We start from the raw sequence: 25,088 nt of genomic DNA, 5'->3' as shown, positions 1-25,088 counted from the left end.
GCTACCGCAGGCAGATGAAAGGCCCGGTTCATCAGAACCGGGCCCTCCGTGCTGATCAGTCTCAGTTTCCGTCTGAGTCGGAATTGATCAAGCCCGGGGATTTAGGTCCCGGGCTTATCAAGCTTGCTTCCAAATAGGGGAATCACGCCGTCTTGGCTATGCATTTCTTGAGGCTCAAGAAATAGATCCTCACGTACGGGGGTTCTTGCTGTCACGGTTCGAAAAATTCCCGGAGTTACCCGGGATTCTTTGGCCAATGAGAGTTCGTTTATCCCTACGCTCGACAGGATTTCAACCGCCTTGGGGTAGAGCGACGGTTGCTCTACGGCGGGCATCTCTCCTGGTTCTCGACGGCGCCATCCCTTCGATGACAGGTAGGCGACTGCGTTGCGATACGTCACGTCACTCATTACGCCGAGAGCCCTGGAGCGATACAGGAGAGCCTGAAGGCTTACCCCGTAAGTCTCCTTCAGCGTTGCGAGGATTCTCCAGTCTGCCTTGCTGGGCAAAAGGTCGCGCAACTCATCCTCTGGAAGGAGGAGTTCAGCCGCGAATCGGTGAGCCTGGTTCTCAACTACCTTGCTCCCTGGTTCGGCATCCACATGCATCACGAGGTGCCCGATTTCGTGGGCGACGTCGAAGCGCTGGCGGTAATAATCTTCCTTGGCTGGATTCAATACCACTGTCGGCCTATAGCCGTCGTCAAAGGAGTAGGCGTCAACTGTGGCAGTTTGCGTGGGGCTGAACACCACCACGACGCCATGGTTTTCCGCAAGGCGCACGAGGTGGCCAACCGGCCCTGGGCCGATGTCCCAGTGCTTGCGAAGAAGACGAGCCGCTTCCTCAGGGAGCGTGCTCGACTCGTCCTCCACGTCCACGCTTAGCCGCGGCAGATTGGGTTCCGGGAACTCGACGTGCCGTTCCAGAGCGGCGCCCACATCTCCAGAGATTCTTCCGTACGCGAATGCTTGATCTCGCGCCAACTGCGTCGTCGAACGCAACGAGCGAAAGTGGGGTACGGAGTCGCTAGCTGTGGATTGGTGAGGACCGGGGAGGAAGAAACCTGGATCCACTCCAAGCGTCAGGCATAGCTGAGCAACCGTAGCGGGCGCTGGTCGCTTTGTGTTGTTTTCATACGCAGCGATAGCTGTAGCGCTTTTGTCGATTTTCGTCGCGAGTGCGTTCTTTCTTAGGCCGATCAGCTGTCGCGCGAGCGTCAAACGTCGTCCGTCGAAAAGGCGAGAGGCGTCACTAACCTGCACATCTGTGCGGCGTGAGGAATCCATGACTATCCACTCGTTTCATTACTTGTCGTTCTCTCCCGACGTCAGGCGACGCTCTCCGCTCCCTTCCGACGACTGACGGCGAAGGCGAACGGGTGCGTCCTGGATGCCGGACAATCCGGGACGAGGGTCGGGCGAAAGGGGAATCGGTACCGAAGTGGGAGTACCCGGTTCGGCTGCAAGTAGATCATGCTTCCAGTACCAAGCATCTCCGCCCCCACGATTCAAACGAGAGCGCCCCAAGTAAAGTTCTCGGATGTTCAGCTCTCGTTCAATGCTGTGGGCGACGATGAGCGTTGTCGCGTTGAGCTCCGCGTTCTCTTCCCTCAGTGCCTGGATGGTGGCGGCGAGCGACTCGGCCTCGTCCTCCCAAAGGGTGGGGTGAGGGTCCAGCCACCCTGACGGCTTCCCCTGAGCCGCAACGCGCTGCTTCGTGGGGCTCTTCTGGGGCCACGGGATGCGATTGCTCTCTCCGAACACGAATGATGTGAGCAGGAACCGCCAATCCCCATACCGCCACCCCGGCGACTGATTGAGGTCGGACCAAACGACTGTGCCTGGGGTGATGAGCGGCATCTTCCGGTGCTCGCCCGGGGCCAATCCGGCGGCCACGAGGTCCAGGCCAGCTGAGGCGGACTCTGGTGAGTCCACGCCGTGCTTCCCCGTGGAGAAGGCTCGATGCAGTCGGTCAACGAAGAGCTTGTGGGCGGTAGATCCGACCCAGCCCTGGTCATGACCCGTGTCGGGGTCGTAGTCCTCCATGGTGCGTCGGTAGGCCGACGCGCTAGCCCATGTGAGGGTCGCGAGAACACCACTGGACTCAAGGTCCTCAAGTGCATCCTGCTGTTCGCTCATGCCGCATGACTCTACCCCATCCCAGTAAGTGACGCGTAAAAATGAACCGGCTGCTCATGGTGACGTGTTCAAATAAACCGAACACGTGATCTAATCTGGGCTGAACCTATCGTCTTGCCGACCGGCCCACCAGTCCCCGTCTCTGCTAGCGCTGAGGGCCGGCATCGATCCTGTGCGTTGACGACAGTCGTGCCATTCGCCTGATCAACGGCGCGATTGCCTGCAACGATGTCGTCATGCCGAAGCCTGGAATACCTCTCCAAGCCGCGCTCATTCCCGACTGCACCGAGCCGGAGGCTCACCGTGCTGCCTACAGGACAGCCAAGGCCAACAACGCGATCTTTGTATGCATTGCTCGCCATGGGCAGCGTTGGAAGGTGCAGCTTGACGTCATGGCCAGCCGCAAGCCTTACGTGCCGGATCAAGCGATGGCCATCCTGCAATCAGCGGCTGAAGCGCTCGTCCTGGACGGCACCGTGGAGCAGGCCAACATCGGAGCTGACTACATCTCCATGTGGCCGATCGAGACCGAAGAGAGGGCACGCGAGATTGCCGCGGCGTTCCACGCCGCAATGTATGGTCTCCAGCTTCTACACATTGCAGCCCCGAGCCAGCTGGAGCCGTCGCCCCGGCCTGGAGGGGGCCGATGACATCAACCCTTGACATCAACATGGGCGCACACCGACGGACGGCGACAACCCCGGGCCTTACCCCGCTGGTAGGTCTGCGAGGCTCGGTCATTGAGCTTGAGTGATCCTCAGCAGCGTCGCACCCGCCTACGGATCAGAAGGTTGCAGGTTCGAATCCTGCCGAGTGCACAGCACACCAGAGGCCCCGTGGAGGAATCCACGGGGCCTCTGGCTTTCGCTTTGGCGGCAGTGTCTGACGGCAGCCGCGTCACGTGGCGATGTCAGGTGGTGAACGCGGGATGACTCGGACGACTGCCGGGACGCCGGTCGCATCGTGATCGTCGTCCAGGTCGGTGCCGCCACCCCGCCCTCAGATGTCCCGCCTCATTAGGACAGCTCCTGACCTACATGATCTCTAGCGTGGTCCTGGCGACGGAACGGGACCACCCGAAGGCGGAGATCATGACTGGCACTGTGCGGACCACCCGCGACTTGAGCGAGCGTCCGACGATCACTGGCGAGCGCGCCGACTGGCTCGAGACACTGGCCAAGCACCGGCACTTCCTGCGCTTCACGACCCGGGATCTCACGGACGAGCAGGCCCGTCAGCGGACCACCCCCAGTGAGCTGTGCCTGGGCGGTCTGATCAAGCACGTTACGGAGGTCGAACGGGCCTGGGGGGACTTCATCCTGAACGGCCCGTCGTCGATGCCGGACTTCACGGCGATGACCGACGCCGACTGGGCGCGTCGGGCGGACGGGTTCCGGCTGCTGCCCGAGGAGACGCTGACCGGTGTGCTGGCCGACTACGCGGAGGCGGCCCGCCGGACCGATGAACTGGTGGCCTCTCTGCCCGACTTGGATGCCACCTGGCCACTGCCGAAGGCCCCGTGGTCCGAACCAGGTGCGCGGTGGTCGGTCCGGCAAGTGCTGATGCACATCGTTTCCGAAACGGCCCAGCACGCCGGCCACGCCGACATCATCCGAGAGGCCCTCGACGGCGCCAAAAGCATGGGGTAGTCCCCGCCGGCACGGCTTGCAGCCGTGGATGGCGAATCCGTTCGATCGCTGTCGAGCCAGGGGTTGTGGGGCGCGTGCTCAGGGCCTCGGGTTTCGGCGGATCTCGTTCAGGTGGTCCGTCGGGGGCGTGGTGCTCAGTGCGGTGGTGACCTGGGGGCTGCACTTGACCGGGTGGGGCAAGGCGCCCGGGATCCGGCCCGTGGCGGAGCGCGGCATGTGGGTGCGGGATCGCGCGGCGCAAGGCGGCCATCCTGGCTGCGTCGGGTGTCGGATGGCCGGGCGCGGGAGTTCGGCGCGTGGTTTCGGGGAGGTCGTTGCCGGGCGTGGCCCCACTGTCAGTGCCGGCCTCTACGCTCGTGAGTGATGGCACTGGTGTGGAAATGCAAGGGGCTTCGGTGGGTCGGGCGGGAGCCTGTGCTGGCCTGGGACGGGGGGCGTCGCAGTGTGTTGCCGTGGGGGAAGCAGGTCGCGTTCGCCGTCGTGGGCGGGGGTGAGCGGCGGTGTGTGGGAGCGCGCGGGCACGGCTGTTTCGTGGGGGCCGCGGTGTCCGGGCGCAGTGTCGGGGCCCGGTGCGAGGAGTGCGCACGGCTGGATCGGGCGCACTCCGTCGCGGCGGACACCATCGCCGACGACCCCCGGCCCTACTCCGTCTATCTGGCCTGGTTCGGACCCGGGTTGGTCAAGGTGGGCATCACCGCCGTCGAGCGCGGGTCGGCCCGGCTGCTTGAGCAGGGAGCCGTCGTCTTCACCTGGCTGGGTCGGGGGCCGCTGATGTCCGCCCGGCGCAGTGAGGAGTTGCTGCGTACGGCGTTGGGGGTGCCCGACCGGCTCGCCTACGAGGCCAAGCGGGCCGTACGGAGTGCGTTGCCGGAGGCGGGGGTGCGGGTGGCGGAGGTCCGGGACCTGCACGCGCGGGCCGTGGGGCTGGACGGATGGCCGGACGCTCTGGAGCGGCTGCCGTTCGAGCCCGTCGATCACACCGACGCGTTCGGGCTCGACAGGCTGCCGCCGGCCGTCGCCGTCGTCGGCGAGCTGGTTCCGGGAGGTGCCGTGCGGGGAGAGCTGGTCGCCGCCGCCGGGCCCGATCTGCATCTGCTGACCGGGCGGGGGGTCGTCGTGCTCGATACGCGGCTCATGACCGGGTGGGAACTGACCGGAGCGGCCGGGCCCGGCGAGCGAGGGGAGATCACCGTGCCCGTGCGGGATTTCGGGGGAGTTCAGGACGGGCTGTTCTGAGGGAGGGGGCCGATGATCCCGCAGGCAGAGGGCAGAGGGCAGAGGGCAGAGGGCAGAGGGCAGAGGGCAGAGGGCAGAGGGCAGAGGGCGCTCGGGTGGGCGGGAGAGTGTTCCTTGGAGATCCTCTTCGGCGAACGGGATGGACTTGGTGTGTCGGCCGGATCGAGGGTGGGTGACATGAACCTGAACGAGGTCGTCGGGGTGCGGCGGTTCTGGGAGGACCTCGGTCTTCCCGGGCTCGTCGACGTGCACACCCACTTCATGCCCGAGTCCGTCCTGAAGAAGGTCTGGGCGTACTTCGACGGGCTCGGGCCGCTCACCGGCGGTGTCGAGTGGCCCATCACCTACCGGGCCGAGGAGGACGAACGGGTCGGGACGCTGCGGGAGTTCGGCGTGCGTGCCTTCACCGCCATGCTCTATCCCCACAAGCCGGGCATGGCGGAGTGGCTGAACCAGTGGGCCGTCGACTTCGCCCGCCGGACCCCCGACTGCCTCCACACGGCGACGCTGTTCCCCGAGCCGGGCGTGGCGGAGTATGTGCGCAAGGCGCTGGACGACGGGGCGCGGGTCTTCAAGGCACACGTCCAGGTGGGGGCGTACGACCCTGCCGACGCGCTTCTCGATCCGGCCTGGGGGCTGCTCGCCGAGGCGGGGACCCCTGTCGTGATCCACTGCGGATCGGGGCCCTCGCCCGGAAAGCACACCGGTCCCGAACCGGTCGGGCGGGTGCTCGCGCGGCATCCGCGGCTGCGGCTGGTGATCGCGCACATGGGGATGCCGGAGTACGAGGACTTCCTCGACCTCGCCGAGCGGTTCGGGGAGGTGCGGCTGGACACGACGATGGCGTTCACGGACTTCAGCGAGGAGGTCGCGCCGTTCCCCCGGCGGGCGCTTCCCCGCCTCTCCGGTCTCGGAGACCGGATTCTGCTCGGGACCGACTTTCCCAACATCCCGTACCCGTACGAGCATCAACTGCGGGCGCTGGAGCGGCTCGGGCTCGGGGAGGGCTGGCTGCGGGCGGTCTGCCATGACAACGGGGCGCGGCTGTTCGGGCTGTGACGGAGGCCTACCGCCGCGCACCCGGGCAAGCAGTCGTAAAAACCGCGAGCAGCCGCAAGCGACCGCGACAGTCGCAGACCGTTCTCAAGCGGCCTCAAGCGGCCTCAAGCGGCCTCAAGCCCTCCCCACCCTCCCCTGAGAAGCAGCTGTGTGTTTCTCAGGGCATTCACAGGTTCCCGAAAGGGTGCTCTCAGGGCCGGCCACCAATGTGTTGGCTATGACCACGACCTCGCCCCAGGGGCGCACCGAACTGCTGAGGCCGGACGGGAGCCCCGTTCGCGTGCTCGTCGTGGACGACGAGCTGTCGATCACCGAGCTGCTGTCCATGGCCCTTCGCTACGAAGGCTGGCAGATCCGCAGTGCGGCGGACGGCACCGGGGCGGTGCAGACCGCCCGTGAGTTCCGGCCCGACGCCGTCGTTCTCGACATGATGCTGCCCGACATGGACGGCCTCGCCGTCCTCGGCCGGCTGCGCCGGGAGCTGCCCGACGTGCCCGTTCTCTTCCTGACGGCGAAGGACGCGGTCGAGGACAGGATCGCGGGGCTGACGGCCGGCGGCGACGACTACGTCACCAAGCCCTTCAGCCTGGAGGAGGTCGTGGCGCGGCTGCGCGGCCTCATCCGCCGTTCCGGCGCCGCCGACCGCCGCTCCGACTCGGTGCTCGTCGTCGGTGACCTCACCCTGGACGAGGACAGCCACGAGGTGTCGCGTGCCGGTGACGGCATCCACCTCACCGCGACCGAGTTCGAGCTGCTGCGGTTCCTGATGCGCAATCCGCGGCGGGTGCTCAGCAAGGCGCAGATACTCGACCGCGTGTGGTCGTACGACTTCGGCGGCCAGGCCAACGTCGTCGAGCTCTACATCTCGTATCTGCGCCGCAAGATCGACGCCGGCCGTGAGCCGATGATCCACACCCGGCGCGGCGCCGGTTATCTGATCAAGCCCGCGACGTCGTGAGCGGTCGGCGACAGCCGCGTACGCGGCGGCACCGGCCGTCCGGGACCTCGCGTACGCAGCGGCGCCGGCCGTCCGGGACCTCGCGTACGCAGCGGCGCCGGCCGTCCGGGACCCCGCCCACGCGGCGGCGCCGGCAGCCTCGGACCCTGCGGACGCGGCTCGTCGTCTCGGCGGTGGCGCTGATCGCGGTGGTGTGCGCGGTGATCGGCACGGTGACCACGATCGCACTCCGCTCCCACCTGTACGAACAGCTCGACGAGACGCTGCGCGACGCCACCATGAGGGCGGCCGGCCCCTCGCGGATCGAGGGCGGCGGGCCCGACCTCGCTGGCAAGGGCAAGCTGCAGCAGAGGTCACTGTCGGAGTTCGTCAGGCAGGGGCCGCAGCCGAGCGGCACGGTCGCCGCGGAGGTCACGGGCGGCAGCATCACCGAGGCCCGGGTCGGCAAGAAGACCAAGAGCGACGACGGGATACCTGACCTCAACGCCGAGTCGCTCACCACCGCGCAGACGTCCGCCCTCGCGAGCGTGCCGCAGGACGGCCGGCCGCACACGGTGACCCTGCCGGGCCTCGGCGAGTACCACGTCCAGTTCCAGACCGGCGACAACGGCTCGTTCTACGTCGGCGTGCCCACCGAGGGCGTCACCAACACGCTCAACACCCTGATCCTCGTCGAGGTCAGCGTCACCGTCGCCGGTCTCATCGCCGCCTCCTTCGCCGGGGCGACCATCGTGACCGTCGCCCTGCGCCCCCTCCGCAAGGTCGCCTCCACCGCCACCCGCGTCTCCGAACTGCCGCTGCACACCGGCGAGGTGACCCTCGACGAACGGGTCCCCGAGTCCGAGACCGACCCGCACACCGAGGTCGGGCAGGTCGGGGCCGCGCTCAACCGCATGCTCGACCACGTCCACGGCGCCCTGCACGCGCGCCAGGAGAGCGAGACGCGCGTACGGCAGTTCGTGGCGGACGCCAGCCATGAGCTGCGTACCCCGCTCGCGTCCATTCGCGGGTACGCCGAGCTGACCAGACGCGGACGCGAGGAGACCGGACCCGACACACGCCACGCGCTGGGCCGGATCGAGTCCGAGGCCGGGCGGATGACGGGCCTCGTCGAGGACCTGCTGCTGCTCGCGCGCCTGGACGCGGGACGGCCGCTCAGCTACCAGCACGCCGACCTCTCCCCGCTGGTCGTGGACGCCGTGAGCGACGCCCGTGCGGTCGGCCGCGAGCACAACTGGCGGCTCGAACTGCCCGACGAACCCGCGGTGGTACTGGCCGACGCGGCCCGCGTCCAGCAGGTCATGGTGAACCTGTTCGCGAACGCGCGTACCCACACACCACCGGGCACGACCGTGACCGCCCGGGTGCGCCGCCAGGGCGCCTGGGTGTGCGTGGACGTCCAGGACGACGGACAGGGCATCTCGCCGGACCTGCTGCCGCACGTCTTCGAACGGTTCGCGCGGGGTGACTCCTCGCGCTCGCGTGCCTCCGGGTCCACCGGGCTCGGGCTCGCCATCGTGCAGGCCGTCGCCGCCGCGCACGGCGGAGCGGTGACCGTCGACAGCGTCCCCGGGCACACGGTCTTTACCGTGCATCTGCCCGCGCCGGCCCCTCAAACGCCCCTTTTTCATGAGGCGTTCACCTCGGAAACCTCCGCGCAACCGTACTCACAGGCACAGCACAGCACGACCACATGGGTGCGACAGGGCGCTTGACGACAGTCGTCGTCATGCGAACCGAACCTTCTCCCGGCACCCTGCCGGCGCGGGAGCACCTCCCGGCCGGACACGCCGGTACGCCTGTCCTGGACGTAGTGATCCCCGTCTACAACGAGGAGAAGGACCTCCAGCCGTGTGTGCTCAGACTCCACGAGCACCTCTCCCGCACCTTCCCGTACGCCTTCCGCATCACCGTCGCGGACAACGCGTCCACGGACACCACTCCCCTGGTGGCGGCGCGGCTGGCGGCGGAGCTCCCCGAGGTCAGGTCGTACCGGCTGGAGCAGAAGGGCCGCGGCCGGGCGCTGCGGACCGTCTGGTCCGACTCGGACGCCCCGGTCCTCGCCTACATGGACGTCGACCTCTCCACCGACCTGAACGCGCTCCTTCCGCTGGTCGCCCCGCTGATCTCCGGTCACTCCGACCTGGCGATCGGCTCGCGGCTCGCCCGCAGTTCGCGGGTGGTGCGGGGAGTGAAACGGGAGTTCATCTCCCGTACGTACAACCTGATCCTGCGGGGGTCGCTGCAGGCCCGGTTCTCCGACGCGCAGTGCGGCTTCAAGGCGATCCGGCGCGATGTCGCGCAGGTGCTGCTCCCGCTCGTCGAGGACACCGGCTGGTTCTTCGACACCGAGATGCTGGTCCTCGCCGAACGGGCCGGACTGCGCATCCACGAGGTACCGGTCGACTGGGTCGACGACCCGGACTCGACCGTGCACATCGTGAAGACCGCGACCGACGACCTCAAGGGCGTGTGGCGCGTGGGACGCGCCCTCGCCACCGGCTCACTGACGCTCGACCGCCTCGCCCGGCCGTTCGGTGACGACCCGCGCGACCGTGAGATCAGCGGTGTGCCCAAGGGCCTGGCCCGCCAGCTCATCGGGTTCGCGGTCGTGGGCGTCCTGTCCACGCTGTTCTACCTGGTGCTCTACAGCGGCTTCCGTACGTTCTCGGGTTCGCAGACCGCCAACGCGCTCGCCCTGCTCGTCTCGGCGGTCGCCAACACGGCGGCCAACCGGCGCCTGACCTTCGGCGTACGCGGCAAGTGCGGCGCGGTTCGCCACCAGGCGCAGGGCCTGGTCGTCTTCGGTATCGGACTCGCCCTCACCAGCGGCTCGCTCGCCGCCCTGAACGCGGCGACGACCGAGCCGGCGCACGCCACCGAACTCGCGGTGCTGATCGTCGCCAATCTCGCGGCGACCGTCCTGCGGTTCCTGCTCTTCCGGGCCTGGGTGTTCCCGGACCGGCACGACGCGTCACCGTCGACGGTCGTCGCCGCGCACACACCCGCCATGCCGAACGTGCCGCCGACCGTACCGGCCGGACCCGCGTCCCCCGTCTACGCGACGACGCCGCAGTCCCCGTACGGCACGCAGTCCCTCTACGGCACGGCCGACGTTCCGCACGACCACCAGACCTGGGGGGACTCGACGATGCAGATGCAGCCGGTGCACCCGAACGACCATGATCCGAGGGACGCGCGATGACGACGACTCAGCACGAGTATCCGGACACGGGGGCCGCCGATCCCGGCCGGCGACCACCCGCCTCGACAGCCGTACAGGAACCGGTCGCTCCGGCGGAGCCGACCGCCCCACCCGCCACCCCCGAGGACGGCAGTCCCCGGCAGCCCTTCGTACGCCGCCTGTGGCGCGGGCGGCCCGAGGACAACCGCTGGGTGCGCCCCGCGTTCCTCGGCGCGCTGCTGCTGATCGGCGCGCTCTACACCTGGAACCTCACGGCCTCCGGGTACGCCAACTCCTTCTACTCGGCGGCGGCGCAGGCCGGCAGCCAGTCCTGGAAGGCCTTCTTCTTCGGCTCGCTCGACTCGGCCAACGCCATCACCGTCGACAAGCCTCCGGCCTCCCTGTGGCCGATGGCCCTGTCGGTGCGGCTGTTCGGCCTGAACTCCTTCGCGATCCTCTTCCCGCAGGTCCTCATGGCCGTCGCCACGGCCGGAGTGCTGTACGGGGCCGTGCGCCGCCGGTTCACCCCCGCGGCGGGCTTCCTCACCATGGCGGTGTTCGCGCTCACGCCCGTCGCCGCGCTGATGTTCCGCTTCAACAACCCGGACGCGGCACTCGCGCTCCTGATGGCCGTCACGGTCTACTGCGTGCTGCGCGCCATGGAGAAGGCCGGGACGAAGTGGCTGGTGTGGGCGGGCGCCGCCGTCGGTCTCGCCTTCCTGGTGAAGACTCTCCAGGCCTTCCTGATCCTGCCGCCCCTCGCGATCGTCTACGTGGTCTTCGCGCCGACGACCCTGCGCAGGCGCATCGGGCAGGTGCTCCTCGCCGGCCTGTCGATGATCGTCGCGGGCGGCTGGTGGGTGGCGCTGGTCGAGCTGTGGCCCGCGTCCTCCCGCCCGTACGTCGGCGGCTCGCAGAACAACTCCTTCCTCGAACTCACCTTCGGCTACAACGGACTCGGCCGCCTCAACGGCGAGGAGACCGGCAGTGTCGGAGGCGGCGGAGGGGGCGGCGGCGGAGGCGGCAGCTGGGGGGAGACCGGCTGGGACCGGATGTTCGGCTCGTCCATCGGCGGTCAGATCTCCTGGCTGATCCCGGCCGCGCTGATCGTGCTCGCCGCGGGCATCGCCCTGACCTGGAAGGCGAAGCGGACCGACACGGCCCGGGCCGCCTTCCTCGCCTGGGGCGGTTCACTGCTGATCACCATGGTCATCTTCAGCTTCATGCAGGGCATCTTCCACGACTACTACACCGTGGCCCTCGCCCCGTACGTCGCCGCCGTGGTCGGCATGGGCGTGAGCGTGCTCTGGGAAGAGCGCGGCCGACTGTGGATCTCGCTCACCATGGCGGCCGGCAGTACGGCCACCGCGGTCTGGGGGTACGTCCTCCTGAACCGTTCCTCCGACTACCTGCCCTGGCTGAAGTGGCTGGTCCTGGTCGGCGGTCTGGTCGCGGCACTCGGTCTGATCTTCATCGCGCGGCTGGGCCGCGGGCTGTCCCTCGCGGTGGTCGGGCTCGGCTTCGTCGCGGCCCTCGCCGGCCCGACGGCGTACACGCTGACCACGCTGAACGAGGGGCACAGCGGCTCGATCGTCACGGCGGGGCCCTCGGTCTCCGGCGGTCGCGGTGGTCCGGGCGGCGGCATGGGCGGCGGTCCCGGTGGCGGCGGTGGCGGTATGCCGGGCGGCAACGGGCAGGGCGGCACCGGTCGGAACCAGCAGGGCGGCGGCATGGGCCAGCCTCCGACCGGCGGTATACCGGGCGGCGGCAACGGCCAGCAGGGCCAGCAAGGTCAACAGGGCCAGCAAGGCCAACAGGGTCAGCAGAACGGCCGGACCCAGCCCGGTGGCGGCATGGGCGGCGGAGGCGGCGGCATGGGCGGTCTGCTCAACGGCGCGAGCGTCAGCTCCGAGGCCAAGGCGCTCCTGGAGAAGAACTCCGGGGACTACACCTGGGCGGCGGCGGCCGTCGGCGCGCAGAACGCCGCGAGTTACCAGCTCTCCACCGGCGACCCGGTGATGGCGATCGGCGGCTTCAACGGCAGCGACCCCTCGCCGACCCTGGCGCAGTTCAAGAAGTACGTGGCGGACGGGAAGATCCACTACTTCATCTCGTCCGGCTCCATGGGCGGCGGTGGCGGCAGCGGCGACTCCGGTACCGCGTCCAAGATCAGCGCGTGGGTGGAGGCCAACTTCAAGAAGGTGACGGTGGGTTCGTCCACCTTCTACGACCTGACGCAGGCCGCGAACGGCTGACGGTTCGCCCGCGATCGACGGTTCGCCCGCAGGGGGCGGTGACCGGGGTGAGAGTGCCCCGGCCACCGCCCCCTTGCCATGGCGGACTGCTGGCCGCCGCGTTGCTGAGGCGGGACCAGGGGGCAGACTCCGCGGTGGCGGCGGTGGTGAGGTGAGGGCCGTTCGTCATGAGGGCCGGGACGGAACTCGGTGTTCCGAGGCGTCCCGGTGCGGGAGTGCCGAGGAGGGTGCGCCATGGTGAGGGCAGTCGACCGGGCCGGGCGCCCGGCCCGGACCAGCGTGTGGTTGGAGGGAAAGGCCCCCCGGGGTGGTGGCGCACGGGGCGGCCGGCCGGCGGCGCTCGACCGGGACCGGATCACCGAGGCGACGGTACGGCTGCTCGACGCGGACGGGCTGGCCAGGTTCTCCATGCGACGCCTGGCCGCCGAGCTGAATGTGACCGCGATGTCCGTCTACTGGTACGTGGACACGAAGGACGACCTTCTTGAGCTCGCCCTCGACGCGATCTACGGGGAACTGGAACTGCCCGATCCGGCGGCGGACGAGGACTGGAGGGACCAGCTCCGGGCGATCGCCTCCGGGTACCGGGCACTTCTCGTACGGCATCCCTGGGCTTCGCCGCTCGCGGGGACGTTCCTCAACATCGGGCCCAGGTCGGTCGCCTTCTCGCGGACCGTGCGGCGGGTGGTCCGCCGGACGGGACTGCCCACGCACCGGCTGGCGGGGGCCATCTCGGCCGTCTTCCAGTTCGTCTACGGCTTCGGCACGATCGAGGGGCACTTCACGGCGCGGGCCGCGGAGGCGGGGATGAGTCCTGACGCCTCTTCCAGCAGGCGCTGAGCGCGGTGCGGGCGGCTCCTGGACTCGGTGACGTTCTGGAGGAGTCCAAGGAGCTGATGCGGGCGCGTGGGGGGAGCACGGTGGAGGAGATGTACGAGCGGGACTTCGGGTTCGCGTTGGATCTGGTGATCGCGGGGATCGAGACGGTTGTGCTCCGCGGGGTGAGGGGGGGGGGGGGGGGTTGACCGCGCCCCCCTCGCGGCGCCGCCGGCAAAGACGAAAAGACTGCACTGTTCCCCGCGCCCCTGAAGGCAAAAAAGCGAAAGACTGCGCCGTTCCCTCGCGCCCCTGAAGGCAAAACGAAAGATTGCGCCCGTTCCCCGTTCCCCGCGCCCCCAACGGCAAAGACTGCGCTGTTCCCTGCGCCTCTGGTGGGCGGTATAGGTCTGTCTGATACTTCCCGCCTGCCGCGCGACTGCAGCGTCGCACTTCGCCGCACCGGCGCAGAGCCAGTCGTCCAGTACGAGGCTCCATGCCCGGCACACCGAGAGAGCACGCACCTGACGCCGCGCAGCCGCCCTACGGGCGACGACGGGAATTGTCAGACAGACCCTAGGCCAGGTGGGGCGGGAAGCCGCCTGTTGCCACCGGGCCCCACCTCTCCGGGGTGATGCGGATGATCGACTTGCCCTGCTTGAGCATGGCCTGCCGGTACTCGTCCCAGTCCGGGTGTTCGCCCGAGATGTTGCGGAAGTACTCCACCAGGGGTTCCACCGAGTCGGGGGAGTCGATCACCTCGGCCGTGCCGTCGATCTGGACCCAGGGGCCGTTCCAGTCGTCGCTCAGGACGATCAGGCTGACCCGCTCGTCCCGCTTGGCGTTGCGGGTCTTGGCGCGCTCCGGGTAGGTGGAGACGACGATGCGGCCCGAGTCGTCGACCCCGCAGGTCAGGGGCGACCCCTGCGGGCTCCCGTCGGCCCGGCGGGTCAGCAGGATGGCGCGATGCCGAGGACGTACGAAATCGAGCAGTTCGGCCGACGATACGGAGGTGTTCGTAGCGATGTTCGGTGCCATGGGGGCAGCCTAGGGGTACGACGGCCCACCCAGGCTGACCCTGCTGGACCTACGTCCGTGGCTGTGTCGCCACCTATGCCGCCACGTATGCCGCCACCTGTGTCGCCGCCCATGCCCGCCGCCTATACCTGCGGGAGCGTCTCGCCCTGCACCGCCTGGATGTCCAGCTCCACCTTCAGCGTCGTGCCGATCGCCGCGATGCCCGCCTGCACGACCTGGTTGTAGTTCATCGCGAAGTCCTCGCGGCGCAGTTCCGTGGTGGCGCGGAAGGCCGCCCGGGTGCCGCCCCACGGGTCGGCGCCGGTGCCCAGATAAGCGAGGTCCAGGTCGACCGGGCGTACGACCCCGTGCAGGGTGAGGTCGCCGTGGACCGTCCAGCGGTCGCTCCCGGTGGCCGGGGTCAGGCCCGTCGAGACGAACCTGATCTCCGGGTGGCGCTCCACGTCCAGGAAGTCCGGCGACTTCAGATGGCCGTCGCGCATCGCGTTGCCCGTGTCGATCGAGTCGGCCCGGATCACCGCCTCCACCCGGGACTTGGCGACCTCGTCCGGGGCGATCTCGATCGACCCGGCGAACCGCGTGAACCGGCCGTGCACGCTGGAGATCCCCAGGTGCTGGGCGACGGCGCCCACGGAGGAGTGGGCCGGGTCCACCGTCCAGGGGCCGGGCGGCGGCAGCTCGGTGCCGCCCTGCCGGGCGAGGGTCACGGTGCCGATCTCGGCCCGGCCGCTCGCTGTGACGATGGCGCTCGACGCGACGGGCGCGTACCCGACGGCCGTGACGATCACCGTGTATGCGCCGGGCACGAGCACGACCGCGTCCCGCACGGCGCCTTCCTCGTCGGCCTCAGCACGCACCACCTGGGCGCCCGTCATGTCGGTCACGGTGACGACCGCGTGCGACACGGCCCAGCCGTCCCGCGTACGGATCCGCGCGGTCAGTCCCATTGCTCACAACCTCATCTCGTGGATCCGGCCCGCGGAGCGCGCCTCCGCCAGGGACGCGCCCCACGGGCCGGGGTCTTCAACTGCTGTTTTCGCGGGTGGTCCTGCGACTACTCGCCGGGGTGGGCGAGCCGGATGTCGTGGCCGTCCACGCCGCCGCCGCTCACGGTCAGGGCCGTGGCCACAGGCGGGTAGCCGGTCGCGATGACGGTGTACTCGCCGCTGTCCAGGTCGGCGAAGGCGTACGCCCCGTCCGTCCCGGTGGTGGCGGTGCCGACCACGTTGCCCGCCGCGTCGACGAGCGTGACCCGGGCGTCGCCCAGGGGTCCCGCGGGTGCGTGCACCACGCCCTGGAGCCGCGCTCCGGCGGTGAGTTCGACCTCGACCCGGGTGACACCGGTGCCGCCGACCTCGACGGGCAGGGCGCGGGGCCGGTGTCCGGCGGCGTTCACCGCGACGGTCACGGCGCCGGGCACCAGCTCGGCGAAGGTGAACTCGCCCTGCTCACCGGTGGTCCCGGTGGCCAGCACGTCACCGCGCACATCGGTCACGATGACCATCGCGCCCACGATCGGCTGTCCGCTCCCGGCGGACTTCACCGCACCGGCGAGCCCGCTCGTGCCGCTCAGCAGGATGTCGTACGCGAGCGGCTCACCGTTCACGACGACCGTCGAGGCCTGCGGCTGGAAACCGTCCGCGGAGGCGATCAGCACGTACGAACCCGTGCCGGGCGCGTCCACCGCGTAGGCACCGTCGGCCTGGGCGACCGAGCGCCCGAGCTGACGGCCCGCGAGGGAGATCAGCGTGACCGCGGCCCGGGGCACGGGCGCGCTCTCGGCGCCGCGCACGAACCCGTGGACGGGAACCCCGCGCGAACCGGAACCCGAATCCGAACCGGAATCGGCACTCGCGGCGGCGTCGGTACCGGCCGCCAGGGTGGCGACGGCGGCGAGCCGCTGGGTGCCCGCGGGCTCCGCTCCAAGGCCCTCACCTGCACTTTCACCCGTGCCTGAGCCTGAGCCGACGCCTGAGCCTGAGCCTGAGCCGGTGTCCGTGACGGCCCAGCTCGGTACGCGCTCCTCGGTCTTTGCCGGGAAGGCGTCGGCCGGGGAGCCCGCCGCCGGCGCGGCCTCGGTGACAGCGACCGTGCCGTCCGCCTGCGCCTGCGCCTCGGCGGCCTGTGCCAGCCCGCCCGAGGTACGCAGCGGGACCTCCTTGATGAACAGCGTGATGAGGAAGGCCAGCAGGGCCAGGGCGGCGGCGATCAGGAAGACGTCCGCGATGCCGTGCCCGTACGCACTCTCCATGACCGTGCGCAGCGGCGCGGGCAGGGAGTCCATGTCGGGGATGCTGCCGGTGGAGTGGCTCGCCGCGGCGGCGTACTTGGGGTCGATGCCGGTGAGGCCGTCCTTGACGTAGTCGGTGATGCGGTTGGCCATCACCGCGCCGAGCGCCGAGACGCCCATCGCGCCACCGAGGGAACGGAAGAAGGTCACCGTGGAGCTGGCCGCGCCGAGGTCCTGGGGCGCCACCTGGTTCTGGGTGGAGAGCACCAGGTTCTGCATCATCATGCCGATGCCGAGACCCAGCAGCGCCATGAAGACGGCGGTCTTCCAGTAGTCCGTGTCGTAGCGGATGGTGCCCAGCAGACCGAGGCCCGCCGTGATCAGCACACCGCCGCCGACCAGCCACGCCTTCCACTTTCCGGTCTTGGTGATGATCTGGCCGGAGACGGTGGAGGAGACGAACAGACCGCCGATCATCGGGATCGTCAGCACACCGGACATGGTGGGCGACTCGTCCCGGGCCAGCTGGAAGTACTGGCTGAAGAAGACGGTGCCGGAGAACATCGCGACACCGACGAAGAGCGAGGCGAGGGAGGAGAGCGCGATGGTCCGGTTGCGGAAGAGCCGCAGCGGGATGATCGGTTCCTTGGCCCTCGACTCGATGAGCACGAAGATCAGTCCGAGCGCGATCGAGCCGCCGACCATCGCGTACGTCTGCCACGACACCCAGTCGTACTTGTCGCCCGCGAAGGTGACCCACAGGAGCAGCAGCGAGACCGCGGCGGAGATGAAGAACGCGCCGGACCAGTCGACCTTCACGTCCCGCTTCACGACGGGCAGGTGCAGGGTCTTCTGGAGGACGATCAGCGCGATGACCGCGAAGGGGACACCGACGTAGAAGCACCAGCGCCAGCCGAGCCAGCTGGTGTCGGTGATGACACCGCCGAGCAGCGGGCCGCCGACGGTCGCGACCGCGAACGTGGCGCCGAGGTAACCGGAGTACCGGCCGCGCTCACGCGGGGAGATCATCGCGGCCATGACGATCTGTGCGAGGGCGGACAGACCGCCCACGCCGATGCCCTGCACCACGCGGCAGGCGATCAGCATGCCCGCGTTCTGCGACAGGCCGGCGGCGGCCGATCCCAGGACGTAGACGACGAGGGCTATCTGGACGAGCGCCTTCTTGCTGTAGAGGTCCGCGAGCTTGCCCCACAGGGGAGTGGTCGCGGTCATGGACAGCAGGGCGGCGGTGACGACCCAGGTGTAGGCGGACTGGCCGCCGCCCAGGTCGCCGATGATCTCGGGCAGTGCGTTGGAGACGATCGTCGACGACAGGATCGCGACGAACATGCCCAGCAGCAGCCCGGACAGGGCTTCCATGATCTGCCGGTGCGTCATCGGAGCGCCGTCGGGGGCACCTCCGTGCTTGGCGTGTGAGCCCCGCACACCGGCTGGTGTGGTCGTTGCCATGGGCTTCCTTTTCTTGTGTCGCGTCATACGGGTGTACGGGTGGTCCGCTCGGGGGTCGCCGCGGCGGGCACGGCGGATGCGTCCGGTGCGTCCGGTGCGTCCGGTGTGGTCACAGCGCCCGGACCGGCCGGTACGGACGTCACGGCCCGGCAGTCGCCGAAGCTGGCGCGCAGTCGTCCGAGCAGGGTGTTGAGCTGGTCGACCTCGTCGTCGGACCAGTCCGCCAGGTAGTGGGCGAGCGCGTTCATATAGCGCTCGGAGAGGTCGGCGAGCATGTCGCGTCCGGCGGGGGTGAGCCGCAGGATGCGGGAGCGCTTGTCGGCCGGGTCGAGGGCCCGGTCGATCCAGCCGTGCTCGGCGACGTGCGCCACGTGCCGGCTGGTCACCGACATGTCGATGGCCATCAGCTCGGCGAGACGGCTCATCCGCATCTCGCCGTGCCGGTCGAGCAGCGTGAGCACCGCGGCGGAACCCGCCGGGCACTCGTGCGGGAGGATCCGGCCCAGCCCCCGCTTCACGGCGCCGATGGCGCTCAGCTGCTGGGCCAGCTCCTCGTACTGCCGTCGAGCGGCCATCGCACCTCCCTCATGTTCTTTTGTTGCTTGAGGCAACCATAAATACGGTTGGTTGCTGCAGGCAAACGAAATGGGGCTCCGCGGGCTAAAAGCTTGGCAAAGGCAAGTATTGGCGAACGTAAACTCGCAGGTGAGGGGGTTTCCAGGGTTGCCCCCGGCTTGCTCGACGCCTGAGCGGCGTTCCCCCCTCAGCCTGTCCGGCGTTTGAGGACGAGGCCCCAAGGCCGATACGGGGGTCCGGGGGCGGAGCCCCTGGGGCGGTGCCCACAACAGAAGACGGCCCCAAAACTTGGGGCCACAGAACGCACCCGATAGGGTCACGCGCATGGCAAACACCCAGGGCCCCGAGGGCAACTACGACCCCGCGGGTAGCACCCAGATGTTCCGAGCGTTCGTCGACGACCCGCAGAGCCGCCAGCAGCAGCAGGCGGCCACCACCCGGGGTCCCCGGGTCGGCCTGATCGTCGGTGTGATCGTGGCCGTCGCGATCGTCGCCGTGGTCGCCTGGCTCGCACTCAAGTAAGCGCGTGGGGGCGCCGCCCGGCGCCCCGCTCCCACAGGGCGGACACGTCACTTCCGTCGTCGGAGGGGCGTGTCATTCCCACCGGACGGAAACGTCCCGCGTCTCGACATGCATGCCCAGAGGTACGCGCCAGGCGTCGACGCACACCGTCCAGGTCTTCTCCGTCCGGCTGCCCGGAGCGATGGGTACGGGCAGCCGTTCGGTCGACTCGACGGTCGCCCAGTCGATGCCGAGTGCGCCGATGACGTGCGTCCCGAAGGTCACCGTCCCCGAACGCACCGCGCTGCCCCCGGTGTTGCGGAACCCGGCGGTGACCTTCTCGCACCACCGCTGGTCGGCGGGCTCCCGCTCGGGCTCGCCGACGACCAGCACGGCGGGGCCGGCGGGCACGTCCGCGCCACCCGCGCCGCCCGTAGCGCCCGTACTGTCGCCCCCGGACGAGGGCGGACTCGTACGACCGCTGTCGTGCGCGGCTGCCCCGGACGAACCGGAAGCGGACGGGCCGTCCGCAGGTGAACCGACCGCCGACGAACCGGACGCCGAAGAGCCCGCGCCCCGCTCCCCCGACCCGGTACCGCCGGGCGCCGAGGCCGCCGAACTCGGCTCTGCCGCCGAACCCGGTTGCCCCGCACTCCCCTTGCCCGCGGACGCACCCTCCAGCGGCACCAACTCCACGTCCCCCGTGGGCGCGACGGCACTCGCCGACGACGAGGGCCGCTGCACGGCGACGTACCCGTCACTGTCGCCGCCATCGCCCCCGATGCCGCAGGCGACCAGCGTCACCGCCCCCAGACAGAACACAGCCGCCGAGGCACCCCCAAGGGCCCCTCGGCGACCACGTATCGACCGCTGTCCCACCTGTCGACGCATCGCGCCAGTGTGGCTGACGACCCGTCAATTCTGAACCCCTCGTGAGGTTCCGGGCGATGGCTCAGTCGGAGATGAGACCTTCCCGCAGCTGGGACAACGTCCGCGTGAGCAGCCGGGAGACGTGCATCTGCGAGATGCCGACCTCCTCGCCGATCTGCGACTGCGTCATGTTGGCGAAGAAGCGGAGCATGATGATCTGCCGCTCGCGGGGCGGGAGTTTGGCGAGGAGCGGCTTCAGGGACTCGCGGTACTCGACGCCCTCCAGTGCCGTGTCCTCATAGCCGAGGCGGTCCGCGAGGGAGCCCTCGCCGCCGTCGTCCTCGGGAGCCGGGGAGTCGAGGGACGACGCCGTGTAGGCGTTGCCCACCGCCAGGCCGTCGACCACGTCCTCCTCCGACACGCCCAGTACGACGGCGAGTTCGGCGACGGTCGGCGAGCGGTCCAGCTTCTGGGAGAGCTCGTCGCTGGCCTTGGTCAGCGCGAGCCGCAGCTCCTGGAGCCGGCGCGGGACGCGCACCGACCACGAGGTGTCCCGGAAGAAGCGCTTGATCTCACCCACGACCGTCGGCATCGCGAACGTCGGGAACTCCACGCCCCGTTCGCAGTCGAAGCGGTCGATCGCCTTGATCAGGCCGATCGTGCCGACCTGGACGATGTCCTCCATCGGTTCGTTGCGCGACCGGAACCGGGCGGCGGCGTACCGCACCAGTGGGAGGTTGAGTTCGATGAGGGTGTCCCGCACGTAGCCGCGCTCGGGGCTGTTCTCGTCGAGTGCGGCGAGCCGCAGGAACAGGGAGCGGGACAGAGTGCGGGTGTCGATCACTTCCGGGGTCGGGGGGAAGGCCGGGGCTTCCGCGGCCGGGATGGCCGGAACCTCGACAACGACACTGTGAAGCACGTCTGGCGCGGATTCGCTCTTCGTGAGCGTGAGCACCTTCGAGCTGCCCTGGTCTGCGGACATGCCACCCCCTTTGGGTCGCGGACGGTCGCGGCGGACGCTCCCGTCGAAGGAACGCAGCCTCCACCTGAATACCGGAGGCGGAGCTGCGGCAAACGCGTCACCGGAAGAATGTCACATGTCGGCAACACGCTGTAGTGACATGTCGACACGAGAAGGGTGAATAGGCCCTGGAAAAAGGGGGTCTGACGGTTTTTCGGCGCAGAAACGTCGGGAAAAGGCCTTGGAAGCGATTCGCTCCCCGGAGCTACGCCTCGATCCTGTTTGCGGATCGAAGCCGAGCGAAGCTACGGGCGAGGAGCCTTGACACATGCATCTGCGAGACACCGAGTTCGGCGCTGATCTGTGACTGCGTCAGATTGCTGTAGTAACGCAGCAGAAGGATGCGCTGCTCCCGCTCGGGGAGCTGGACGAGCAGGTGCCGTACGAGGTCGCGGTGCTCCACGCCGTCCAGTGCGGGGTCCTCGAAACCGAGCCGGTCGAGGAGGCCCGGCAGCCCGTCGCCCTCCTGGGCGGCCTCCAGGGAGGTCGCGTGGTACGAGCGTCCGGCCTCGATGCAGGCCAGTACCTCGTCCTCGGTGATGCGCAGCCGCTCGGCGATCTCGGCGGTCGTGGGCGTACGTCCGAAGGCTGTCGTGAGATCCTCGGTGGCGCTGTTCACCTGCACCCACAGCTCGTGCAGCCGGCGCGGTACGTGGACCGTGCGGACGTTGTCGCGGAAGTACCGCTTGATCTCGCCGATGACGGTGGGCATCGCGAAGGTCGGGAACTGCACGCCCCGGTCGGGGTCGAAGCGGTCGATGGCGTTGATCAGGCCGATGGTGCCGACCTGGACGACGTCCTCCATGGGCTCGTTGCGCGAGCGGAAGCGGGCGGCGGCGTACCGCACGAGCGGGAGGTTCGCCTCGATCAGCGCGGCCCGCACCCGGCCGTGCTCGGCGGTGCCGGGCTCCAGGTTCTTGAGCTCGGCGAAGAGGACCTGGGTGAGGGCCCGGGTGTCGGCCCCGCGGCGCCGCTGCGGGCTCTGGTCCCGGGCGTCGCCCGGCTCGTCGAGCCGTTCGAGGGCCTGCGGCTTCTGCTGGGGAGGTGCGGGTGCTTGAGGCGCTGTACTGGCCGGCACGGTCAACTCCACCTCTGGGTCCGTCAACCCGTGAAAACACAAGTCCGAACGACGTCCGTCAGACACATGCGTCAACTCATCGGTCAAAAGCGGTCATAGCATCACAAGACATGTGCACTGTGTGCAAGCACCTCATCACTCCGTGTTGAAACCAGCTCCGGGTCAGAGGCGTGCGGGAGCATGAAGAAACCCCCCGCCATTCGGGCGAGGGGCTGCTGTTCCGCCGTTGCGCTGTTCCGCGGGGCTCAGAACTCGTAGTCGGCGATCACCCAGGTGGCGAACTCGCGCCACAGGGCGACGCCCGCCTGATGGGCGGGGTGCTCGATGTACCGCTTGAGCGCGTCCGTGTCCTCGACCGCCGAGTTGATCGCGAAGTCGTAGGCGATGGGGCGGTCGGTGATGTTCCACGCGCACTCCCAGAACTGCAGTTCGGGAATCGTCCCGCCGAGCGCACGGAAGGCGGCGACGCCCTCGACGACGCGGGCTTCGTCCCGTGCGACGCCTTCGTTGAGCTTGAAGAGGACCAGGTGGCGGATCACGTGCACTCCCAGGACGAACGGGGAAAGGGGGCGGTGGGGCCGCCGCTAGTCCTTGGCCCCGTCGGCGATCCAGGTCATGAAGTCACCGACGGACTGCGCGGCGTTCGAGATGCCCTCGAAGCCTATCTGGACGTAGTCCGCCGCGTTCTCGGGGTCGGTGATGATCACGTACAGCGCGAAGACCACGACTACGTAGACGGCGATCTTCTTCGAATTCACCGCCATCGCGGCCTCCCCGTGTGCCTGGCTGTCTGTGCCTGCTGCCCGCTACGCACTGCCCGCGCCCTGAGGGCGCTGTGCCTGGCGGGGCCCGTGGTGTCGGCGGCGAGTGTAACCCCAGGCAGTTGATCTGACGATCTTTCAATGGGGCGAAGCGGAGCAGGACGGGCGGGCAGCACGAAGGGCCCGGTCCAGTGGACCGGGCCCTTCATCTACCTGCGGTAGCGGAGGGATTTGAACCCTCGGTGACTTGCGCCACACTCGCTTTCGAGGCGAGCTCCTTCGGCCGCTCGGACACGCTACCGAGAGAGATCCTAGCCCACGATGGGCCGTGCTCGGAAATCGGTTCAGCGGCCCCTGAAGAACTCCGTGAGCAGCCGGGCGCACTCCTCGTCGAGCACTCCGGCGATCACTTCGGGCCGGTGGTTGAGCCGGCGGTCGCGTACGACGTCCCAGAGGGAGCCGGCCGCGCCCGCCTTCTCGTCCCGGGCGCCGTAGACGACCCGGTCCACCCGGGACTGGACGAGCGCGCCGGCGCACATCGTGCAGGGTTCGAGGGTGACGACGAGCGTGCAGCCGGTGAGCCGCCACTCCCCGGTCCTCGCGGCGGCCCGGCGGATCGCCAGCACCTCGGCGTGGGCGGTCGGGTCACCGGCCGCCTCACGTTCGTTGTGCCCGGTGGCGAGCACCGTCGTGCCGTCCGGGGCCAGCACCACGGCGCCGACGGGTACGTCCTTGCCGCGGCCCGCGAGTCCGGCCTGTTCCAGGGCGAGCCGCATCGCGGGCCGCCAGCGGTCGCGTACGGGATCCTGCACAGGACCTCGTACAGGACCTCGCACAAGATCTTGTACGGGATCGCGTACAAGATCCTGTACCGGATCTCGTGTGGGCGCGGGCGCGGGCGCGGGTACGGGTACGGGTACGGGACCGTCGGCCGGGTCCTGTTCCTCCTGGGGGTTCGACGGAGTCAGCGGACGGTCTCCAGGACCTCTGCCACCCCGAGGACCTCGGCGATCTCGCCGAGTGCGTCGGTGCCGTCCAGGGCCAGCAACTCCTTCTCGTTCACACCGAGATCGGTGAGGACCTCGCGGTCGCCGATGGGTCCGGACGGCACGGTCGCACCCTTGGAGGTGGTGCCGACGTCGTCCTCTTCCTCGTCGTCGGTCTCGTCCTCGGGTTCACCGTCCTCCGTGCCGTCGAGGTCGAGGGAGTCCAGGTCGGCGACATCGTCGTCGCCGGGCTCCCGTCCGAGCAGTTCGTCCGTGAGCAGGATCTCGCCGTACGAACTGCGGGCCGCGGCCGCGCCGTCCGAGACGTAGACGCGAGGGTCCTCCTCGCCGTCCACGCGGACGACTCCGAACCACGCGTCCTCCTGCTCGATGTAGACGAGCACCGTGTCGTCGTCGACCGAGGCTTCGCGGGCCAGGTCGGCTAGATCCGACAGGGTCTCCACATCGTCGAGCTCTGTGTCGCTCGCTTCCCACCCGTCTTCGGTGCGCGCGAGCAGTGCGGCGAAGTACACCGTGACTCTCCCACTGGTCCTAGGCGTGCCGGTTGGGGGTCCCCCCGGCGGAGGTTGTGGGCGGCGGATACGTGCTCCGAGCCCCGCCCACTCGGAATCGTGGCAGAAACAGAGCGTTCAGGAGAGGTCTTCGGCTCGCTGTGTCCCGGTCGGGTTCCCACGCCCGGTCGCGTGGCGCGTGCGTCACGCCGCCGCATGGCCTCACCTGGGCGCCCGGCGCCCACCGACAGCGGGATCGTACGCCGCCGGGCCCCGGCTTCGTACGCGCCGTCCCCCGGGCCGGCCCGGCGGGTCGCGCCGCGATGCCCCCACGGGCGGGCCTTCGGGCGGATCCGGTGGCTGGTCGCGGTCCGCGGGTGTCCGGGAGTGGGGTGTGCTGTGCTCGGGCGGCGGGTCCGTCACGGCGTGGCTACCAGCGGAACGTGCGCATGCGCATCGCGTGGCGCAGGCGGGCCGTTTTCGCCCGGCGCGGCTGCACCCGGTCGCGCAGCTCGCGAGCCTCCGCGAGCTCCCGCAGGAACTGGGCCCTGCGCCTGCGGCGCTGCGCGTCGCTCTCCAGGTCTTCCCGGTTCTGTCGCTCCGGGTCCGGCATCCGCAACACCCCCAGTTCGGTCACTCCCACTTTCCCCCCGACGAGCGGTTTGATGCCAGCGGAGGTTTGCGCGGTGGTAACGGCGAAGTGTTCTCGTACCAGGTGGCGACGGGCGACGGGCGGTCTGGACGGGCCCG

The 25,088-nt window shown here is 69.3% G+C and carries 23 protein-coding genes, 1 tRNA gene and 2 pseudogenes; 10 read left to right on the top strand and 16 right to left on the bottom strand.

Annotated features, from left to right (window positions below; translation table 11 throughout):
- Positions 1-101: 101 nt before the first annotated feature.
- The 3 genes and pseudogenes from K3769_RS21855 to K3769_RS21845 all read right to left on the bottom strand — a co-directional run bounded on the left by K3769_RS21855 (position 102) and on the right by K3769_RS21845 (position 2,138).
- On the bottom strand, positions 102-938 hold the full coding sequence (locus K3769_RS21855; protein ID WP_267031488.1) for an ImmA/IrrE family metallo-endopeptidase: 837 nt from the start codon (positions 936-938) through the stop codon (positions 102-104).
- Between the two features lie 132 nt (positions 939-1,070).
- Positions 1,071-1,286 (bottom strand): annotated as a pseudogene (locus tag K3769_RS40945) (helix-turn-helix domain-containing protein); the annotation flags it as partial.
- Positions 1,287-1,304: 18 nt separating this feature from the next.
- On the bottom strand, positions 1,305-2,138 hold the full coding sequence (locus K3769_RS21845) for a hypothetical protein (RefSeq protein ID WP_267028062.1): 834 nt from the start codon (positions 2,136-2,138) through the stop codon (positions 1,305-1,307).
- A 236-nt stretch (positions 2,139-2,374) separates the two neighbouring features.
- Here K3769_RS21845 and K3769_RS21840 point away from each other — a divergent pair, with 236 nt between their 5' ends.
- From K3769_RS21840 to K3769_RS21795, 9 genes and pseudogenes are all read left to right on the top strand, one after another.
- Positions 2,375-2,788, top strand: a complete 414-nt coding sequence (locus K3769_RS21840; protein ID WP_267028061.1) for a hypothetical protein — start codon at positions 2,375-2,377, stop codon at positions 2,786-2,788.
- Positions 2,789-3,229: 441 nt separating this feature from the next.
- The gene (locus K3769_RS21835; RefSeq protein ID WP_267028060.1) at positions 3,230-3,787 is read left to right on the top strand and encodes a DinB family protein; all 558 of its coding nucleotides are present in this window, start codon (positions 3,230-3,232) and stop codon (positions 3,785-3,787) included.
- 363 nt (positions 3,788-4,150) lie between these two features.
- On the top strand, positions 4,151-5,023 hold the full coding sequence (locus tag K3769_RS21825) for a DUF2797 domain-containing protein (protein ID WP_267028059.1): 873 nt from the start codon (positions 4,151-4,153) through the stop codon (positions 5,021-5,023).
- Positions 5,024-5,200: 177 nt separating this feature from the next.
- The gene (locus tag K3769_RS21820; RefSeq protein WP_267028058.1) at positions 5,201-6,082 is read left to right on the top strand and encodes an amidohydrolase family protein; all 882 of its coding nucleotides are present in this window, start codon (positions 5,201-5,203) and stop codon (positions 6,080-6,082) included.
- A gap of 217 nt (positions 6,083-6,299) precedes the next feature.
- The gene (locus K3769_RS21815; protein ID WP_210881354.1) at positions 6,300-7,040 is read left to right on the top strand and encodes a response regulator transcription factor; all 741 of its coding nucleotides are present in this window, start codon (positions 6,300-6,302) and stop codon (positions 7,038-7,040) included.
- 146 nt (positions 7,041-7,186) lie between these two features.
- Entirely contained in the window at positions 7,187-8,755 is a 1,569-nt protein-coding gene (locus K3769_RS21810) for a sensor histidine kinase (protein ID WP_267031487.1), read from the top strand.
- A gap of 14 nt (positions 8,756-8,769) precedes the next feature.
- Entirely contained in the window at positions 8,770-10,245 is a 1,476-nt protein-coding gene (locus tag K3769_RS21805; RefSeq protein WP_267028057.1) for a bifunctional glycosyltransferase family 2/GtrA family protein, read from the top strand.
- Positions 10,242-12,479 (top strand): ArnT family glycosyltransferase, encoded by a 2,238-nt coding sequence (locus tag K3769_RS21800; RefSeq protein ID WP_267028056.1) that lies wholly within the window; start codon positions 10,242-10,244, stop codon positions 12,477-12,479. Before K3769_RS21805 ends, K3769_RS21800 begins: the two co-directional genes overlap by 4 nt.
- A 234-nt stretch (positions 12,480-12,713) precedes the next feature.
- Positions 12,714-13,504, top strand: a pseudogene (locus K3769_RS21795) (TetR/AcrR family transcriptional regulator).
- Between the two features lie 367 nt (positions 13,505-13,871).
- On the opposite strand, the gene K3769_RS21790 reads toward K3769_RS21795, so the two are convergent.
- The 4 genes from K3769_RS21790 to K3769_RS21775 all read right to left on the bottom strand — a co-directional run bounded on the left by K3769_RS21790 (position 13,872) and on the right by K3769_RS21775 (position 18,608).
- Complete coding sequence (locus K3769_RS21790) at positions 13,872-14,333, bottom strand: PPOX class F420-dependent oxidoreductase (RefSeq protein WP_267028055.1); 462 nt, start codon at positions 14,331-14,333, stop codon at positions 13,872-13,874.
- A gap of 122 nt (positions 14,334-14,455) precedes the next feature.
- Entirely contained in the window at positions 14,456-15,280 is an 825-nt protein-coding gene (locus tag K3769_RS21785) for a YceI family protein (RefSeq protein WP_267028054.1), read from the bottom strand.
- Positions 15,281-15,387: 107 nt separating this feature from the next.
- Positions 15,388-17,961 (bottom strand): MFS transporter, encoded by a 2,574-nt coding sequence (locus tag K3769_RS21780; RefSeq protein WP_493660839.1) that lies wholly within the window; start codon positions 17,959-17,961, stop codon positions 15,388-15,390.
- 95 nt (positions 17,962-18,056) lie between these two features.
- A complete protein-coding gene (locus tag K3769_RS21775; protein WP_267028052.1) occupies positions 18,057-18,608 on the bottom strand; it encodes a MarR family winged helix-turn-helix transcriptional regulator in 552 nt (183 codons plus the stop codon).
- Positions 18,609-18,933: 325 nt separating this feature from the next.
- On the opposite strand from K3769_RS21775, the gene K3769_RS21770 reads away from it, so the two are divergent.
- Positions 18,934-19,131: a hypothetical protein gene (locus K3769_RS21770; protein WP_189776335.1), complete on the top strand. Its 198-nt coding sequence runs from the start codon at positions 18,934-18,936 to the stop codon at positions 19,129-19,131.
- Between the two features lie 72 nt (positions 19,132-19,203).
- On the opposite strand, the gene K3769_RS21765 is transcribed toward K3769_RS21770, so the two are convergent.
- The 9 genes from K3769_RS21765 to K3769_RS21725 all read right to left on the bottom strand — a co-directional run bounded on the left by K3769_RS21765 (position 19,204) and on the right by K3769_RS21725 (position 24,951).
- On the bottom strand, positions 19,204-19,932 hold the full coding sequence (locus tag K3769_RS21765) for a hypothetical protein (RefSeq protein ID WP_267028051.1): 729 nt from the start codon (positions 19,930-19,932) through the stop codon (positions 19,204-19,206).
- A 130-nt stretch (positions 19,933-20,062) separates the two neighbouring features.
- The gene (locus K3769_RS21760) at positions 20,063-20,962 is read right to left on the bottom strand and encodes an RNA polymerase sigma factor SigF (RefSeq protein ID WP_107020512.1); all 900 of its coding nucleotides are present in this window, start codon (positions 20,960-20,962) and stop codon (positions 20,063-20,065) included.
- A 244-nt stretch (positions 20,963-21,206) separates the two neighbouring features.
- The gene (locus tag K3769_RS21755; protein ID WP_267028050.1) at positions 21,207-22,079 is read right to left on the bottom strand and encodes an RNA polymerase sigma factor SigF; all 873 of its coding nucleotides are present in this window, start codon (positions 22,077-22,079) and stop codon (positions 21,207-21,209) included.
- A gap of 245 nt (positions 22,080-22,324) precedes the next feature.
- Positions 22,325-22,618 carry a Dabb family protein gene (locus K3769_RS21750; protein WP_267028049.1) on the bottom strand — a complete coding sequence of 98 codons (294 nt, stop codon included), beginning with the start codon at positions 22,616-22,618 and terminating at the stop codon, positions 22,325-22,327.
- A gap of 45 nt (positions 22,619-22,663) precedes the next feature.
- Entirely contained in the window at positions 22,664-22,843 is a 180-nt protein-coding gene (locus K3769_RS21745) for a hypothetical protein (protein ID WP_267028048.1), read from the bottom strand.
- A 213-nt stretch (positions 22,844-23,056) separates the two neighbouring features.
- Positions 23,057-23,141, bottom strand: a tRNA-Ser gene (locus K3769_RS21740).
- A 43-nt stretch (positions 23,142-23,184) separates the two neighbouring features.
- Positions 23,185-23,616, bottom strand: a complete 432-nt coding sequence (tadA, locus tag K3769_RS21735) for a tRNA adenosine(34) deaminase TadA (RefSeq protein ID WP_267031486.1) — start codon at positions 23,614-23,616, stop codon at positions 23,185-23,187.
- 188 nt (positions 23,617-23,804) lie between these two features.
- Positions 23,805-24,359: a tRNA adenosine deaminase-associated protein gene (locus K3769_RS21730; protein ID WP_267028047.1), complete on the bottom strand. Its 555-nt coding sequence runs from the start codon at positions 24,357-24,359 to the stop codon at positions 23,805-23,807.
- A 409-nt stretch (positions 24,360-24,768) separates the two neighbouring features.
- The gene (locus K3769_RS21725) at positions 24,769-24,951 is read right to left on the bottom strand and encodes a hypothetical protein (protein ID WP_267031485.1); all 183 of its coding nucleotides are present in this window, start codon (positions 24,949-24,951) and stop codon (positions 24,769-24,771) included.
- Positions 24,952-25,088: the final 137 nt, after the last annotated feature.

The organism is Streptomyces ortus, from assembly GCF_026341275.1.
Taxonomy (GTDB): domain Bacteria; phylum Actinomycetota; class Actinomycetes; order Streptomycetales; family Streptomycetaceae; genus Streptomyces; species Streptomyces ortus.
The sequence above is the reverse complement of the archived record's forward strand: the minus strand, read 5'-3'. Positions and strand labels throughout refer to the sequence as shown.